The 15,137-nt window shown below is 70.9% G+C and carries 16 protein-coding genes; 11 read left to right on the forward strand and 5 right to left on the reverse strand.

The annotated features are described in order from the left end of the window. Positions 1-7 precede the first annotated feature (7 nt). From RC1_RS03535 to spt, 3 genes are all read left to right on the forward strand, one after another. A complete protein-coding gene (locus RC1_RS03535) occupies positions 8-973 on the forward strand; it encodes an NAD-dependent epimerase/dehydratase family protein (protein WP_012565968.1) in 966 nt (321 codons plus the stop codon). 182 nt (positions 974-1,155) lie between these two features. After that, the gene (locus tag RC1_RS03540) at positions 1,156-1,407 is read left to right on the forward strand and encodes an acyl carrier protein (RefSeq protein ID WP_012565969.1); all 252 of its coding nucleotides are present in this window, start codon (positions 1,156-1,158) and stop codon (positions 1,405-1,407) included. A 3-nt stretch (positions 1,408-1,410) separates the two neighbouring features. Next, on the forward strand, positions 1,411-2,631 hold the full coding sequence (spt, locus tag RC1_RS03545; RefSeq protein ID WP_012565970.1) for a serine palmitoyltransferase: 1,221 nt from the start codon (positions 1,411-1,413) through the stop codon (positions 2,629-2,631). Between the two features lie 89 nt (positions 2,632-2,720). Here spt and RC1_RS03550 read toward each other — a convergent pair whose 3' ends face one another. The 4 genes from RC1_RS03550 to RC1_RS03565 are packed head-to-tail and all read right to left on the reverse strand — an operon-like array spanning position 2,721 to position 6,490. Next, the gene (locus RC1_RS03550) at positions 2,721-3,317 is read right to left on the reverse strand and encodes a class I SAM-dependent methyltransferase (protein WP_012565971.1); all 597 of its coding nucleotides are present in this window, start codon (positions 3,315-3,317) and stop codon (positions 2,721-2,723) included. Positions 3,318-3,324: 7 nt separating this feature from the next. After that, entirely contained in the window at positions 3,325-4,299 is a 975-nt protein-coding gene (locus tag RC1_RS03555; RefSeq protein ID WP_012565972.1) for a hypothetical protein, read from the reverse strand. After that, positions 4,296-5,249, reverse strand: a complete 954-nt coding sequence (locus RC1_RS03560; RefSeq protein ID WP_012565973.1) for a diacylglycerol kinase family protein — start codon at positions 5,247-5,249, stop codon at positions 4,296-4,298. Before RC1_RS03560 ends, RC1_RS03555 begins: the two co-directional genes overlap by 4 nt. Continuing rightward, positions 5,246-6,490, reverse strand: a complete 1,245-nt coding sequence (locus RC1_RS03565) for a CDP-alcohol phosphatidyltransferase family protein (RefSeq protein WP_234703822.1) — start codon at positions 6,488-6,490, stop codon at positions 5,246-5,248. The genes RC1_RS03560 and RC1_RS03565 overlap by 4 nt, the downstream gene beginning before the upstream one ends. Before the next feature lie 127 nt (positions 6,491-6,617). Here RC1_RS03565 and RC1_RS03570 point away from each other — a divergent pair, with 127 nt between their 5' ends. The 7 genes from RC1_RS03570 (at position 6,618) to RC1_RS03600 (ending at position 13,367) form a co-directional block, all read left to right on the forward strand. Then, on the forward strand, positions 6,618-7,589 hold the full coding sequence (locus tag RC1_RS03570) for a metallophosphoesterase family protein (RefSeq protein ID WP_012565976.1): 972 nt from the start codon (positions 6,618-6,620) through the stop codon (positions 7,587-7,589). 129 nt (positions 7,590-7,718) lie between these two features. Then, the gene (locus tag RC1_RS03575) at positions 7,719-8,183 is read left to right on the forward strand and encodes an HIT family protein (RefSeq protein WP_012565977.1); all 465 of its coding nucleotides are present in this window, start codon (positions 7,719-7,721) and stop codon (positions 8,181-8,183) included. Then, positions 8,180-9,424 carry an LptF/LptG family permease gene (locus tag RC1_RS03580; protein ID WP_012565978.1) on the forward strand — a complete coding sequence of 415 codons (1,245 nt, stop codon included), beginning with the start codon at positions 8,180-8,182 and terminating at the stop codon, positions 9,422-9,424. Before RC1_RS03575 ends, RC1_RS03580 begins: the two co-directional genes overlap by 4 nt. Further along, positions 9,421-10,500, forward strand: coding sequence for an LPS export ABC transporter permease LptG (gene lptG, locus RC1_RS03585; RefSeq protein WP_012565979.1), 1,080 nt, complete (start codon positions 9,421-9,423; stop codon positions 10,498-10,500). The genes RC1_RS03580 and lptG overlap by 4 nt, the downstream gene beginning before the upstream one ends. Positions 10,501-10,618: 118 nt before the next feature. Then, on the forward strand, positions 10,619-11,407 hold the full coding sequence (locus RC1_RS03590; RefSeq protein ID WP_041785116.1) for a sterol desaturase family protein: 789 nt from the start codon (positions 10,619-10,621) through the stop codon (positions 11,405-11,407). Then, positions 11,404-12,567, forward strand: coding sequence for a hypothetical protein (locus tag RC1_RS03595; protein ID WP_012565981.1), 1,164 nt, complete (start codon positions 11,404-11,406; stop codon positions 12,565-12,567). The genes RC1_RS03590 and RC1_RS03595 overlap by 4 nt, the downstream gene beginning before the upstream one ends. Beyond that, positions 12,564-13,367 carry a nucleotidyltransferase family protein gene (locus RC1_RS03600; RefSeq protein WP_012565982.1) on the forward strand — a complete coding sequence of 268 codons (804 nt, stop codon included), beginning with the start codon at positions 12,564-12,566 and terminating at the stop codon, positions 13,365-13,367. The genes RC1_RS03595 and RC1_RS03600 overlap by 4 nt, the downstream gene beginning before the upstream one ends. On the opposite strand, the gene RC1_RS03605 is transcribed toward RC1_RS03600, so the two are convergent. After that, on the reverse strand, positions 13,364-13,834 hold the full coding sequence (locus RC1_RS03605) for an Lrp/AsnC family transcriptional regulator (protein WP_012565983.1): 471 nt from the start codon (positions 13,832-13,834) through the stop codon (positions 13,364-13,366). The two genes, RC1_RS03600 and RC1_RS03605, sit on opposite strands and share 4 nt — an antisense overlap. Positions 13,835-13,983: 149 nt before the next feature. Here RC1_RS03605 and ald point away from each other — a divergent pair, with 149 nt between their 5' ends. Further along, complete coding sequence (gene ald, locus RC1_RS03610) at positions 13,984-15,096, forward strand: alanine dehydrogenase (protein WP_012565984.1); 1,113 nt, start codon at positions 13,984-13,986, stop codon at positions 15,094-15,096. Positions 15,097-15,137 lie beyond the last annotated feature (41 nt).

Raw genomic sequence — 15,137 nt, forward strand, 5'->3', positions numbered from 1 at the left:
GCCGGGCATGGACGGCCCGCTTCCTGTCGCCGCCGTTACCGGGGCCACCGGCTTCCTGGGCAGGTTCCTGGTCCGTGCGCTGCACCGCCAGGGCTTCCGGGTCCGCATCCTGGCGCGTCAGGACCCGGTGCATCCGCTGTTCCGTGACATCCCGCTGGAGGTGGTGCCGGGCGACCTCGCCTGTGCGCCGGCGCTGGCGCGGCTGGTCTCCGGGGCGACATCCGTGGTGCATGCGGCCGGGCTCATCAAGGCAGCCTCGGCCGGGGAGTTCTTCGCCGTCAACGAGGGCGGGGCCGCCCGGGTGGGGGCGGCGCTGGCCGGCCATGCCGCGGGCGCCCGCCTGGTGGTTGTCTCCAGCCTTGCTGCGCGGGAGCCGGAGCTTTCCCCCTATGCCGCCAGCAAGCGGGCGGGGGAGGGGGCTGCCGTCTCCGCGGCGGCGACGGCGGACTGGTGCATCGTCCGGCCGCCGGCGGTCTACGGCCCCTGGGACCGGGAGACGCTGGCCCTGTTCAAGGCCGCGGCGGGGCCTGTCGTGCCCGTCCTGGGCGGCCCGGCGGCGCGGCTGGCGCTGATCCAGGTGGAGGAGGCGGCGGCCGCCGTGGCGGCGTTGGCCCGCCCCGGCGGACCGGCCGGAACCACGTTCGAACTGGCCGATCCGCGGCCCGCCGGCTACGGCTGGGACGACCTGCTGGACGCGGCGGCGGCGGCGGTAGGTCGGCGCGCAAGGCGCATCCTCCTGCCGAAATCGGGCTTGCACGTCCTTGGCCGTATGGGCAGCCTCCGCGCCCGGGTCACCGGCCGGCCGGTCATGCTGACGGTGGGCAAGGTCCGGGAGATCCTGCACGAGGACTGGTCGGTCCAGCCGGACCGGATGCCCCCGCCGGGGCTGTGGTCCCCCCGACTCGGGCTGGTCGAAGGGTTCGCGGCGACCGCCGCGTGGTACCGCGAGAGGGGCTGGCTGGCCGTCATCTAGCGGGGTGTTGCTGATTTACAATCATTTTCCCGGCTCTCCGCGGGACGGGAAACGCCCTGGCAGGTTTCTGCTTGCATCAGCGGACGTTGCACTTACCTTACGGCGACGTGACCGATTTCTGATGCGGCGAGTTCACGGGTGGAGTGACCGCGGTCACATTGCAAACTTGACGGCATGACTAGATGAACTCCGATACCGACGCCATCATTGAAGAGATTGTCCGTGCCCTCGGGCCAAACCTGACTCCGGGCGTCGTCATAACCCCTGAAACGAACATCACCCGCGATCTGGGGCTGGATTCGCTCGCGGTGATGAACTTCGTCATGGTTCTTGAAGACAAGTTCGACGTCTCAATCCCTCTCGACAAGATCGCGGAAGTGGAAACCGTGGGCGATCTTGCGAGAACCATCAATGAACTCCGGGGCGGCAACTAGAACATGACCATACTCGCGAAATTCGCACCGCTGCGGGAGGCCTACGAGAAGCTCAGAGAGTTTGGTCACGATCCCTTCTCGGTCCAGTTCGACCGGATCGTTTCGCCGACTGAGGGCATTCTCGGGGGCCGCCGCACGATCCTGCTCGGGACCAACAACTATCTGGGGCTGACTTTCGACCAGAGCTGCATCGACAGGGCCGTGGAGGCCGTGGTCGAGCAGGGGACCGGCACGACCGGGTCCCGTATCGCGAATGGCAGCTATGCCGGCCACCGCGATCTGGAGGCCGCCCTCGCCCGCTTCTACGGGCGCCAGCACTGCATGGTCTTCACGACGGGCTATCAGGCGAACCTGGGCATCCTGTCCACGCTGGTGGGCAAGGACGACATCCTGGTGATCGACGCCGACAGCCACGCCAGCATCTATGACGCCTGCAAGATGGGGCAGGCGCAGGTCGTGCGCTTCCGCCACAACGACCCCGACGATCTCTACAAGCGGCTGAACCGTCTGTCCACGCATCCGGGCAACAAGCTCGTGGTGGTGGAGGGCATCTATTCGATGCTCGGCGACACCGCGCCCCTGAAGGAGATCGCCCAGGTCAAGCGCGAGACGGGCGCCTTCCTGCTGGTGGACGAGGCGCACTCGATGGGTGTGCTCGGCGCGCACGGGCGCGGTCTGGCCGAGGCCGCGGGCGTGGAAGAGGATGTCGATTTCATCGTCGGCACCTTCTCCAAGAGCCTGGGCGCCGTCGGCGGCTTCTGCGTCTCCGACCTGCCGGACTTCGACATCCTGCGCGTCGCCTGCCGGCCCTACATGTTCACGGCCTCGCTGCCGCCGTCGGTCATCGCCTCCACCATGCAGGCGCTGCACCGCATGCAGGAGGAACCGGCCCTGCGCCTGCGGCTGACGGCCAATGCCCGTCGCCTGTACGACGGGCTCAAGGGCCTGGGCTTCCGCGTCGGGCCGGAGGCGAACCCCATCGTCTCCATCGCCCTGCCCAGCCGGGAGATCGCCATCGCCTTCTGGAACATGCTGCTGGACAGCGGCCTGTACCTGAATCTGGCGCTGCCGCCGGCCACGCCGGACAATCTCCCCCTGCTGCGCTCCAGCGTCAGCGCGGCGCACACGCCCCAGCAGATCGACACGGCCATCGGCCTGTTCGCCCAGATCGGCCGCAGCCTCGGGCTGCTGCCGGCCACCAAGGTGCATGCCGCCGCCGAGTGACGGCGCGGGTATCTCGCAGGGTCCGGGAAGGGCGGGGGCGCAGGCTCCCGCCCTTTTCCGTTCAGGCTTTCCCGATCAGACTTTCCCGCTCAGGCTGCCCGGCGCCAGAGACCGGCCAGCCAGGTCTGCCGGCGGCGCGGCACGCCCGGCGGCCGGCGCCATTCCTCCACCGGGGCGAACCCCGCCCCGTGCAGCAGCCGGCGCGTCGTCTGCGGCCGCCGGAAGGACATCCAGCGGTCGCCGTCCCAGCCCTCCAGACCGTCGCCCGTGGGATCGCAGCAGTAGAGCACGCCGGCCGGGCGCAGCGCGCGGGCCAGCTCCGCCAGCAGCGGCTCCAGCAGCGGTGTCGGCACATGCATCAGCACGGCCTGGGCGAAGATGCCGTCGAAGCGCGCCGGCGGCAGGGTCAGGGCCAGCAGGTCCCGCTCCCAGACCTCGCAGCCGCTTTCCGCCCGGGCGCGTGCCGCCAGGGCCGGGCAGGCATCCAGCCCGACCGCCGCGTGGCCGGCTGCCGCGAAGGCCCGGAGATCGCGGCCCGGCCCGCAGCCGAGATCGAGGATCGCCGCCCGGGCGGGCAGCAGCGCCAGGAAGCGGGCGCGGCTGTCGCTGGTGTCGTGACTCAGCAGCGCCTCGGCATAGGCCTCGGCGTGCGCGACGTAGTGGCCGATGGAACCGGGTCCGGTCATGGCGGGGTCAGCGGATGGCGCCGCGGCGCCAGAGGAACCAGAGCACGCCGGGCGCGGCCAGCAGCGGCCAGCGCCGCTGCCAGGGGGCCAGCGCCAGCCGCACGCCGGAATGCCGCTCCACCTTCCAGGCGATGTAATCGACCCCGTTGCGGAAGGTGAAGGCGGCCTTCACCAGCCGCGCGACGTTCAGCAGCTTGCCGGCGACCTGCCGCCGCTGCCAGCGCCGCCGGGCCGCCTCCCGCTCGCCCGTGGCGAGGGCGGGGCGCAGGGTGCCGTCGCCGGACCCGGCGAAGCCGGTGCCGGCCAGGGCGAGGGCGGGGCGGAACAGGGCGGCGTAGCGGTCGGCGGCATGGCCGACGATGCCGCTGGCGCGGTCGGCCTTCTCCACCCGCAGCTCGGCGGCATAGGTGTGGCGGAACAGGGCGTCCCAGTATCCGGCCGGGGGGCCGCTCTCCGGCCCCAGCCGCGCCGCCCACCAGGCCGCGGTGGCGACGGCGGCCGCGACGGCCCCCGCCGCCCAGCGCCCGGCGTCGGCGTCGCGTGCATGGACAAGGCGGACCGGCTGGGCGAAGCGGGCCCAGATCGTCGTATCCAGGCTGTCCGGCCGCACCGCGCGCTCGAACTGGCGGCGGGACATCACCGCCACCTTGGCCCGCACTGTGCGGCCCTGCCAGTCGGATTCATGGAAGAAGACGTTGGGCGGCAGCAGCCGGTTCGCCAGCGCCTGCCAGGTCCCCCGGCCGTGCCAGCCGCTCAGGCTGTCCACGATCACGTAGAAGTCCAGCACCCCGTCCAGGTCGCCGGTGCGCAGCACGGAACCGTAGAAGAGGACGGCGGCGACGCTGTCGCCCCCATGCCGGACCAGATCCAGCGCCAGGGCGGTGGCGGCCGGCGCGACCGGCTCCGCCAGTTCCGCCGCGATCGCTCCGACCAGCGCCTCGGCAGCGCCGGCGGCCGGCGTGGCCGGGGCGGTCGGTGTCATGGGATCACGAAGTCCATGCTGCGGCCGGCGGACAGATGCACGGTGCCGCCGGGGCCGGGATCGAACATCTCGCCATCGACGACGAAGGGCGACCGGATGCCCAGCGTCAGCGTCTCCGCCACGCCGCTGCGGTAGCCGTCGGCCAGCATGAAGGGCTCGGGCCGGCCGCGCATCAGCGGCACCACCGCCCGGTGCAGCGATTCCGGGTGGGCGGAGATGTCCAGATAGCGGATCGGTTCCCGCCCCTCGCCCCAGAAGGGCCAGATCCCCAACACCAGCCGGTGCAGCGTCGTCGCCAGGAAGAGGAAGCGGTTCGCCTCCGGCCCGTTCGAGCCGTCCACGACGACGTTCATCGGCTCCCCGTCCAGCCAGCCGTCCTTGCCGCGCAGGGCCCGCGCCAGGGCGCCGGCGATGGTCAGCGCCACCGCCGGACCCTGGTACAGACCGCGGGAATGAACCTTCTCCTGCGCCAGGGCCGTGCCGCGGGTGAAGGCGGCGGTGCCCATGAACATGCCGCGCACCGGCGGCCGCGAGCCGTCGGCCCAGGTTGCCTCCAGGACCGGGCGGCGCTGGATATGGCTGCCCAGATAGCCGCGCCGGGCCTCCTCCACCAGCCGGCAGAAGGCGCGCGTGCCGTGGCCGGTGGTGCCGACATCGGCGGCGATCAGGTTGGTCTTGCCCGAGGCCAGGATGGACAGCATGGGCTGCTGGTCACCATAGGCTTCGGGCAGGGCGGTCAGGACCTCCCGCACCGTGCCGTCGCCGCCGTCCACGACGATGATGCCGACCTCGTTCCGGGCGAAGTCGGCCAGCACCTCCGTCAACTCGGCCGGGGTGGCGGGCTCGGCATAGAACAGGCCCAGCATCTCCGCCGCCCGCCCGGCCATGTCGCCGTGGCTGGAGCGGTTGCGCTGACTCCTCGGATTGCGGATCAGGCCCAGGCGGATCATGGGGCCAGCCAGGACCGTACCGGACCGTGCCGCTTCGCCTCGAAGGCCTGGAGGATCTGCGCCGTGTGGACCAGGAAGCTCGCCGCCGTCCAGACGGTCACGGCCAGCATGCCCAGGTCCGGGCGGCCGAAGAGGGTGAAGGCCGTCAGCAGCAGCAGGTTCGGGTTGCGCCGCGCCGTGACCAGCCGGAACTGGCTGTCGAAGCGGCGCCAGATGTGGATCTCGATCTTGAACAGGGCAAGGAACAGACCCTCCTGGAGGCGCTGCGCCACGTAGCCGCCGACGAGGATGGCCAGCACCAGCGGCTCGTTCCCCAGCGGCATGCCGGCGGCTCCCAGCCCGACGACCCAGGCCCACCACCAGAAGGGCGGATGCACGAGGTCGATGCCGTGGTCGAAGACGTTGCCCCACTTGGACGAGGTCAGCGTCACCCGCGCCAGCTTGCCGTCCACCGTGTCGAGGAAGGTCATCCCCCAGGCGAACAGCAGGCCGATCACGAACCAGCCCATCCAGAACGAGAGGAACGCCAGCACCACCAGCGCGGCCGACGCGGTCGTCACCTGGTTCGGCGTCACCGCGTTCAGGGCGCACCATTTGGTGGCGGCCTGGGCCGGGCGCGGCCAGACATACTTGGTCACCAGATCGGTGACGCCCTTGTAGGAGCCGTCGAAGGTCCGCCGCTCGATGGCGGGGACCGTCTCCGGCGTCAGCCGCAGCAGGAAGGGCGGCTCCTTCTTGCGCAGGGCATTGTTGTAGTCGGAGGACAGCTCCCCCGGCCGGACGGTGCGCAGGGCCGGGAACTGCCCTTCCGGCAAGGCCTGCCCGGAGAGAAGGACTAAAGCCACGGCCGGGGCGTTCTCGGCATCGACATGGGCGGCCACCGCCTCACCCGAGACCGGATCGAGCAGCAGCGTGCCCGGCGCGCGGACCAGATCGCGCACCAGCACCTCGTCGAAGACGAAGTCGGCGCGCAGCAGGATCTGCGGGGCCGTTCCCGGATCGGGGGCCTCCGACCAGGAGCGCACGGCGGTCACGCCGGCCCGCACGAGCTGGCGGCGGAGGCGCTCGACGGAGGACATGCCCCAGATGTCGGCCGGGCTGTCGCCGATGATCGCTGCCTGTGGCAGGGCCGGGACGGTCCGGTTCTCGATGGCCTGGCTCTCCCCAGGCGAGGCATCGGGGGTGTCCGCAGCGGAGGTCGCAGCGCCGCTCGTCACAGTGTCGGTCAGGGAATCAGTCATTGTCATCAATGCTTCTTAACGCAATGTTTCGGGTTAGATAGCTGTTCGGGCGGGCGCTGCCTACGCACCGACTGGCCGCAACGCCTGATTTGGCGGTGATGTGACGGATTTCTTCAGCGGGTGTTGCATGTTTGCCCTTCGTTTCGCGCATTTCACCGATCCGCACCTGCCACTGCCGCCGGCCGGCCCGGGCTGGACGGCACTGCTGTCCAAGCGGCTGTTCGGGTATCTGTCCTGGCGCCGCCGCCGGCACCGCATCCACCGGCCGGAGGTACTGGCCGCGCTGCTTGACGATATCCGCGCCCGGAAGCCGGACCACCTCGTCTGCACGGGGGACCTTGCGAACATCTCCCTGCCGGCGGAGTTCGAGCGTGCCCGGGTCTGGCTGGAGGCCACCGCGGCCCCGCGGGATCTGACGCTCGTCCCCGGCAATCACGATGCCCTGGTGCCCGTTCCCTGGGTGCGGGGCCTGGGGCTTTGGGAACCGTGGATGCGGGGCGATCCCGGCACGGGGCCGGACGGCACCGCCGGCGGGGAGGGGCTGTTCCCGTCGCTGCGGGTGCGCGGCGCCGTCGCCTTCATCGGCCTCAGCTCGGCCGTGCCGACCGCGCCCCTGCTGGCCACCGGCCGCGTCGGCCAGACCCAGCTCCGGCGGCTGGAGGCGCTGCTGCAAGAGCAGGGCGCCGCCGGGCGCTACAGGGTCGTGCTGCTGCACCACCCCCTGGCCGACGGGACCGTCCGTGCCCGCAAGGCGCTGACCGACCGGGCCGCCGTGCGCGCGGTGCTGGCCCGCGCCGGGGCCGAGCTGGTGCTGCACGGGCATGCCCACTGCGCCCGTTTCGCGGCGCTGCCGGGACCGCTCGGGCCGATTCCGTCGCTGACCGCCCCCAGCGCGTCCGCCGTCGCCCATGGCCGCTACGATGCGGCGCGCTGGTCCCTGGTCGAGGTCCGGCGCACGCCCGACGGCTGGCGCACCGCGGTCACGGTGCGCGGCTGGGAGGCGTCGGCGGGAGCCTTCGGGACCCTGGGCCATTACGACCTGCTGATGCCCGCGCAGACAGGCGCGGCGGGGGGAGGGGTGGCAGATCGCGCCGCCTGACAGGAAGCCGGAAGAACCGCCGGGGCGCGGGCCAGTGACGGTTTGCGCCCGCGGCCTTCCATCACTAGAGTACGCGCCCATCGCCGAGGCGCTGTGCCCGCCGTCACTCCGCCGTGCAGGGATTCCCAGATGTCCGCCGTTCCCACCGCGACCATGACGAAGTTCGGCTATCCGCGCACGCTGGTGGCGGAGACACCGCACTGGGCGGTGCTGGTGCGCCCGAAGCAGCCGACGCTGGGATCGCTGGTCGTGGCGGCCCGGCAGCCGGCGACCGCGTTCGGCCAGCTCGGCGTGGATGCCTTCGCCGGCCTGCAGCCGGTGGTGGCCCGGGTGGAGGCGGTGTTGCGCGAGGTCGTGGGCTATGAACGCATCAACCATCTGATGCTGATGATGGTGGACCCCGACGTGCATTTCCATGTCATCCCCCGCTATGAGGGCTCGCGGGCGTTCGAAGGGGTGACGTTCCCCGATGCCGGCTGGCCGGGGCCGCCCGCCCTGGGCGACGCCGTCGATCCCGATCCGGCCGTGCTGGACCGGCTGATCGCCCGGTTGCGCGCCGCCTGGGATGCCGAGGCGACGGGAACCGGCGCGTGACCGAGGTCGCCAACAGCGCCGCGGGAATGGACCGGACCCGGATTCCCTTCGGGACCCGGCTGATCGACCGCTACATCCTGACCGAGACGGCGAAGCCGCTGGCCCTGTCGCTGGTCGTCGTCATGCTGGCCCTGTTGCTGGAGCGCATCCTGCGCCTGTTCGACCTGCTGGCGAACCATGGCGGGCCGTTCCAGCTCGTGCTGCGCATGGCGGCCAATCTGGTGCCGCACTATCTCGGCCTCGCCCTGCCCGCCGCCTTCTTCATCAGCATGTTCGTCGTCGTCGCCAGGTTCGGGGACGAGAACGAGCTGGACGCGCTCCAGTCCAGCGGCCTGTCCGTGCCGCGGATCACCCGGCCCTTCCTCTGGCTGGGGACGGGGCTGATGGTGTTCAGCGTGCTTCTGTTCGGGTTCATCCAGCCCTACAGCCGCTACGCCTATCAGGCGATCCACTACGCCGTCGTCAACGCCGCCTGGGACGCGACCGTGCCCCAGTCAGCCTTCGTCGATGCGGGGCAGGGGGTGACGATCACGGCCGACATGGTCGATCCCACCGGCCGCAACCTGGAGCGGGTCTTCGTGCAGCAGCTCCGCGACGGGGAGGAATGGGTGACGACGGCCGAATCCGGCCGGCTGGGCGTCAGCGACGACCGCAAGCGCATTCTGCTGACGCTCGACAACGGCGTGCAGGTGCGGACCCGGCCGGACGCCACCGTGGAGGTGGTGCGCTTCGGCCGCCTGACGCTGGACCGCGAATTCACGCTGGAGGCGCCGCCCTTCCGCCCGCGCGGCGGCAGCGAGCGCGAGCTGACCCTGGTCGAGCTGTGGCAGGAGATGCACCAGCCCATCACCCTGGTCCCGCGCGGCACGCTGGAGGCCGAGTTCCATGCCCGGCTGGTGCGGGCGGTGTCGCTGCCGTTGATGCCGCTGCTGGCCCTGCCGATGGGCATGGCGGCCAAGCGGGCGCGGCGCGGGCTGGGCATCGCCCTGGCCGCGGCGATCCTCGTCCTCTACCACCATTCCATCCAGATGGGCGAAAGCCTGGCCGACATCGGGCGCGTGCCCGCCGCCCTGGGGATCTGGGTTCCGTTCGTCGTCTTCGCGCTGCTCTGCGGCTGGCTGTTCTACCGTACCCAGGACCGGCCGGGCGAGAACCCGTTCGCCCATGCCTTCGACCGCCTTGATGCCGTGCTGCACGGCGTCATCCGGCTGCTGCCCCGTCGCCGCAAGGAGCGGCCATGACCGGAACCCTCGCCCGCTATCTGTCGCGCCAGTTCCTGGTGCGCAGCCTTGCCGTGCTGGTGGCGCTGACGGCGCTGCTCCAGCTTCTGGACCTGCTGGATGCCGCCAGCCGCGTGCTGGAGCGGGGGGGCGCTCTGGGGGATCTCGGCACCTACGCGCTGCTGCGGCTGCCCTCCATCGTCGAGCGGCTGGTGCCGCTGGCGGTGCTGGTCGGCTCGCTGACGACGCTCTACGGGCTGGTCCAGAACAACGAGATCGTCGCCATGCGGTCGGCCGGGCTGACGCCCTACCAGTTGCTGGCGACATTGATGCCGGCGGCCGTCGCCATCGCCGTCTTCCATCTGATCCTCTCCGACCAGATCGCGCCACGGGCGGAACGCGCCTTCCTCACCTGGTGGGCGGAGACCGAGCCGCCGACGGACGACGACCTTCCCCTGGCGGAGAAGAAGCTCTGGCTGCGGGTCGGGAACACCATCGTCGCCGCCGAACGGGTGCTTGAGCGCGGCGCCCGGCTGGAGCAGGTCAGCCTCTATCCCCGCGACGACCAGGGCCGCGTGACGGAACGGACCCGGGCCGCGGCGGCCGTCTACGGTGACGGGAACTGGACCCTGCTGGACGGCACCCGGCTCGACCTGACCCGGGGCGATTTCAAGGCCGAGCCGTTCGCGCGGGCGCCCTGGCCGGTGCGGCTGCATCCCGCCAACGTGGTCGAGGTGTTGCAGCCGACGGAGAACATCCCGCTGCTGCGGCTGCGCAGCATCCTGCGCGGCGACTGGGCCGGCCGGCAGAGTCCTGCCTATTACGAGACGCGCCTGCACGAAACCTATGCCGGGCCGCTCGCCACGCTGATCATGGTGCTGCTGGCGGCGCCGGTGGCGCACGGCATGCGCCGCAGCGGAGCCGTGGGCGGCAGCATGGCCCTGGGGATCGGCATCGGGCTGACCTACCTGCTGGCGGACGGCATGCTGGCGGCGCTGGGGGAGGCGGGTGCCATGCCGGCCGTCATCGCCGCCTGGGCGCCGACGGTCTTCTTCGCCGCGGTGGGCGGTGCCATCCTGGTGCATGTGGAGGGGTAGGCACGCATCCGGGCAGGCAGGCGCCTTTCCACGGCCCTGGTGTGACGGCGGTCGCTTGATGCCGTCCGCCGGCGGTCCTACCTTCCCGGCGGCTCGGTGGAGGAACAGGAGATCGCGCATGTGGGGCGAAGCCTGGCGGGGGCGGAGCTACGATCTCGGGCGGATGACGCTGCGGGATCTCACGGTCGCCTACTGGACCTATCCGGCGATCCAGGTCTACACGGCCCTGGCGCTGCTCAGCGCCGGGCTGGCCCTCGCCTGGGCCGGCGACCCGGCCGCCCTTGTGCTGACCGTCCTGGTGGCGTCCGCCGTCTATCCGCTGGCGTGGTACGTGATCCACCGCTTCATCCTGCACGGTCGCTGGCTCTACCGGATGCCCTGGACGGCGGCGCTGTGGAAGCGCATCCATTTCGACCATCATCAGGACCCGCACCGGCTGGAGGTGCTGTTCGGCAGTCTCGCCAACACGCTGCCCACCATCGCCCTGGTGACGCTGCCGGTCGGCTGGGCCATCGACGGTCGGGCCGGGGCGGCGGCGGCGCTGGCGACGGGGCTGGTCACCACCTGCGTCTACGAGTTCTTCCACTGCATCCAGCATCTGAACTACAAACCCCGCTGGGCCTGGGTGGCGCGGATCAAGCAGCTCCATCTGGCCCACCATTTCCATGATGAAGACGGGAATTACGGCATCGTGAGCTTCCTGCCCGACAGGCTGTTCGGCACCTACTATGCGGAGGCGCGGCAGCGGCCACGCTCGCGGCACGTCTTCAACCTGGGCTACGACCTGGAGGAAGCGAGGCGCTATCCCTGGGTCATGGAGCTGACCGGCGCACCGCCGCGCGACCGGCCGGAGGGGGCGGGCCGGCGCGGTGGCGAGACGCCGGCCGGCGGGAGGGCTTGCCTGTGAGCGCGGCAGAACTGCTGGAGCCCGCCGGGGCCGGGGTGGAGATCGTGCCGGTGACGACGCCGGCCGAGATGGACCGCTTCATCCGCCTGCCGTACCGGCTGCACGCCGGCCACGCGCACTGGGTTCCGCCGCTGCTGCTGGAACGGCGGGAGACGCTGGACCCGAAGAAGAACCCGTTCTTCCAGTACGCCGAGGTCGCCTTCTTCCTGGCCGTGCGGAACGGGCGGGATGTCGGTCGCATCAGCGCACAGGTGGACCGCCAGCGCCTGTCGCTGCGGCCGGACGGGGTCGGCCATTTCGGCCTGATCGACGGGGAGGACGACCCGGCCATCTTCGCCGCGCTGACCGCCGCGGCCGAGGACTGGCTGCGCCGGCACGGCATGACCTATGTCATGGGACCGTTCGACCTGTCCATCAACGAGCAGATGGGCCTCTTGGTCGATGGCTTCGACACGCCGCCGATGCTGCTGATGGCGCACGACTTCCCTTATGTCGCCCCGCGGCTGGAAGCGCTGGGCTACGGCAAGGAGAAGGACGTCTACGCCTACTACTACGACATCCGTGACGAGTTTCCGAAGGCGGTCCGGCGCATGCTGGACCGGCCGCTGCCGCCCGGCACCGTGCTGCGCCCTGTGGACATGTCCCGCTTCCTGGAAGAGATCCGGTCGCTGACGGAGATCTTCAACGAGGCCTGGTTCGACAACTGGGGTTTCGCGCCGCTGACCCCCACGGACACCGATTATCTCGCCAGCTCGATCCGCCCGCTGATCGAGAAGGACCTCGTCTGGTTCATCGAGATCGGAGGGGAGCCCGCGGCCTTCATCGTCGTCCTGCCCAACCTGAACGAGGCCATCGCGGACCTGGACGGAAAGCTGCTGCCCTTCGGCTGGGCCAAGCTGCTGTGGCGGCTGAAGGTGCGCGGCCTGAAGACGGCCCGGGTGCCGCTGATGGGCGTCAAGCGCAAGTTCGCCAAGGGGCTCTCGGGTGGCCAGTTCTCCTGGCTGCTGATCGACGCCTGCCGCAGATCCTGCCTGAAGCGGGGTGTCCAGACCTTCGAGCTGGGCTGGATCCTGGAGGAGAACGGCCCCATGCGGCGGATGCTGGAGAACATCAACGCCCGTATCTACAAGACCTACCGCATCTATGGAAAGCCGCTGTGAGCGACACTGCGACACTGCCGGACCCCGGCCGGGTGACGGCCCTGGTGCTCGCCGGCTCCCGTGGGCCGGGCGATCCGGTGGCGCTGGCCGCCGGTGTCAGCCACAAGGCGATGGCCCCGGTGGCGGGAATTCCCATGCTGGTCCGCGTCGTCCGCACGCTGCTGGCGGTGCCCTTCGTCGGGCGCATCGCCGTGGCGATCGAGGATGCCGGCGTCGTGCGGGCGGAGCCGGAGCTGGCTGCCCTGGCCGACAGCGGACGGCTGGAGCTGCTGCCCACGGCACCGTCGCCCGCCCGCACGGTGGGGGAGGCGCTGGAACGCCTGGGCACCCCGCTGCTGGTGACGACGGGCGACCATCCGCTGCTGCGCCCGGACTGGGTTTCGCATTTCTGGACGCACCTGCCCCCCGATGCCGACGTGGCCGTCGGGCTCGCCCGCTCGGAGACGGTGCTGGCCGCCGTGCCGGAGACGCAGCGGACCTGGATCCGCTTCTCCGACGCGGCCTATTCGGGCTGCAACCTGTTCGCCTTCCGCACCCCGGCGTCGGCCCGCGTGGCCGAGCTGTGGCGGACGGTGGAGACGGAGCGCAAGAATCCGCTGAAGCTGATCGGCCTGCTCGGTCCCGTCGCCGTCGCCCGTTTCGCCCTGGGCCGGCTCTCCTCGACGGCGGCGCTGGCCCGGCTGGAGAGGATGTCCGGGGTGCGCGGCGCCTTCGTCGAGATGCCCTGGGGGGAGGCGGCGGTGGACGTGGACAAGGCCGCCGACCTTGTCCTGGCCGAGCGGCTGCTGCGCGCGGCCTAATCCGTCGGGATCGCCGTGCGCTTGGCGACCGTGCGCAGGGTGAAGCTGGAGCGCACCCGCGCCACACCGGGCAGGCGGGTCAGCATCTGGGTGTGCAGCCGCTCATAATCGGCGCCGTCCTGCACCAGCACGCGCAGCAGATAGTCGCTGTCGCCCGCCATCAGGTAGCACTCCATCACCTCGGGGCATTCCCGGACCTTCGCCTCGAACGCGGCGAGGTCCTGTTCCTGCTGCCGGTCCAGCGTGATCGAGACGAAGACGGACATGCCGCGGCCCAGCACGCCGCCGTTCAGCAGCGCGACATAGCCTTCCACCACGCCCTCCTCCTCCAGCCGGCGCAGACGCCGGTGGCAGGCCGAGGGCGAGAGGCCGACCCGGTCGGCGAGGTCGGCGTTGCTGATCCGTCCGTCCGCCTGGACGGTGTCCAGGATGCGGCGATCCATCGTGTCGAGGTCGATCTTGCGCATTGCAGCATCAGGGGCCGAAGGATCTGCGCGCCGGACAGCGTTGCGCGCACGATCCTGCGGATAGGAGCCACGCCGTTGCCCCCCTTTGCAAGGACATTCCGGCCCCGGCCCGACTATCATCCGCGACCGTTCCGGACAGGGAGGATGTCATGCTCGTCGGCGTGCCGAAGGAGATCAAGAATCACGAGTACCGGGTCGGCCTGACCCCGGGCAATGTGCGCCAGCTCGTGGCGCACGGCCATCAGGTCATCGTCCAGCGCGGCGCCGGCACCGCCATCGGCCTGACCGACGAGCTGTACACCGCGGCCGGGGCCACCCTGGTGGACGAGCCGCAGGAGATCTTCGCCCGCGCCGAGATGATCGTGAAGGTCAAGGAGCCGCAGCCGCACGAATGCTGCATGCTGCGCCCCGGCCAGATCCTGTTCACCTACCTGCATCTCGCCCCCGATCCGGAGCAGACCCGGCTGTTGCAGCAGTCCGGCGCCGTCTGCATCGCCTATGAGACGGTGACCGACCGCAACGGCGGCCTGCCGCTGCTGGCGCCGATGAGCGAGGTCGCCGGCCGCATGTCCATCCAGGCCGGTGCCCACTGCCTGGAGAAGAGCTACGGCGGCATCGGCATCCTGCTGGGTGGCGTGCCCGGCACCCCGCCGGCCAAGGTCGCCGTCATCGGCGGCGGCGTCGTCGGCACCAATGCCGCCCGCATGGCCATCGGGCTGGAAGCCTATGTCACGGTGCTGGACAAGTCGCTGGACCGGCTGCGCCAGCTCGACATGCAGTTCGGCCGCCGTCTGAACACCGTCTATTCCAACGACGAGACGGTGGAGCAGGCGGTGCTGGAGGCCGATCTCGTGATCGGTGCGGTGCTGGTGCCCGGCGCCTCGGCCCCCAAGGTCGTCAGCCGTGAGATGGTGCGGCGGATGAAGCCCGGCTCCGTGCTGGTGGACGTCGCCATCGATCAGGGCGGCTGCTTCGAGACCTCGCACGCCACCACCCACGACAACCCGACCTATGTGGTTGACGGCGTGATCCACTACTGCGTCGCCAACATGCCCGGTGCTGTCGCCCGCACCAGCACCTTCGCGCTGAACAACGCCACGGCGCCCTTCGTGCTGGCGCTGGCGGACAAGGGCTGGCGCACGGCGCTGACGGACGATGTCCACCTGCTGAACGGCCTCAACGTGTTCGAGGGCCGGCTGACCCATCCGGGTCTGGCGCATCTCGGCGACGTGGTGCCCGCCGGGACGGCGATCGGGGCCTGACGCCCGCACGGGCGGGGTCCGCAGGGGCAGGGGATCGGTCG

This window comes from Rhodospirillum centenum SW (genome assembly GCF_000016185.1).
Classification (GTDB): Bacteria; Pseudomonadota; Alphaproteobacteria; order Azospirillales; family Azospirillaceae; genus Rhodocista; species Rhodocista centena.

Excerpts from the sequence above, each read along its gene's own strand:
- spt (WP_012565970.1), top strand. The coding sequence starts at position 1,411 with ATGACCATACTCGCGAAATTCGCACCGCTGCGGGAGGCCTACGAGAAG.
- RC1_RS03555 (WP_012565972.1), bottom strand. The coding sequence starts at position 4,299 with ATGACACCGACCGCCCCGGCCACGCCGGCCGCCGGCGCTGCCGAGGCG.
- RC1_RS03540 (WP_012565969.1), top strand. The coding sequence starts at position 1,156 with ATGAACTCCGATACCGACGCCATCATTGAAGAGATTGTCCGTGCCCTC.
- ald (WP_012565984.1), top strand. The coding sequence starts at position 13,984 with ATGCTCGTCGGCGTGCCGAAGGAGATCAAGAATCACGAGTACCGGGTC.
- RC1_RS03575 (WP_012565977.1), top strand. The coding sequence starts at position 7,719 with ATGTCCGCCGTTCCCACCGCGACCATGACGAAGTTCGGCTATCCGCGC.
- RC1_RS03605 (WP_012565983.1), bottom strand. The coding sequence starts at position 13,834 with ATGCGCAAGATCGACCTCGACACGATGGATCGCCGCATCCTGGACACC.
- RC1_RS03535 (WP_012565968.1), top strand. The coding sequence starts at position 8 with ATGGACGGCCCGCTTCCTGTCGCCGCCGTTACCGGGGCCACCGGCTTC.
- RC1_RS03550 (WP_012565971.1), bottom strand. The coding sequence starts at position 3,317 with ATGACCGGACCCGGTTCCATCGGCCACTACGTCGCGCACGCCGAGGCC.
- RC1_RS03565 (WP_234703822.1), bottom strand. The coding sequence starts at position 6,490 with ATGACTGATTCCCTGACCGACACTGTGACGAGCGGCGCTGCGACCTCC.
- RC1_RS03590 (WP_041785116.1), top strand. The coding sequence starts at position 10,619 with ATGTGGGGCGAAGCCTGGCGGGGGCGGAGCTACGATCTCGGGCGGATG.
- RC1_RS03560 (WP_012565973.1), bottom strand. The coding sequence starts at position 5,249 with ATGATCCGCCTGGGCCTGATCCGCAATCCGAGGAGTCAGCGCAACCGC.
- RC1_RS03570 (WP_012565976.1), top strand. The coding sequence starts at position 6,618 with ATGTTTGCCCTTCGTTTCGCGCATTTCACCGATCCGCACCTGCCACTG.
- lptG (WP_012565979.1), top strand. The coding sequence starts at position 9,421 with ATGACCGGAACCCTCGCCCGCTATCTGTCGCGCCAGTTCCTGGTGCGC.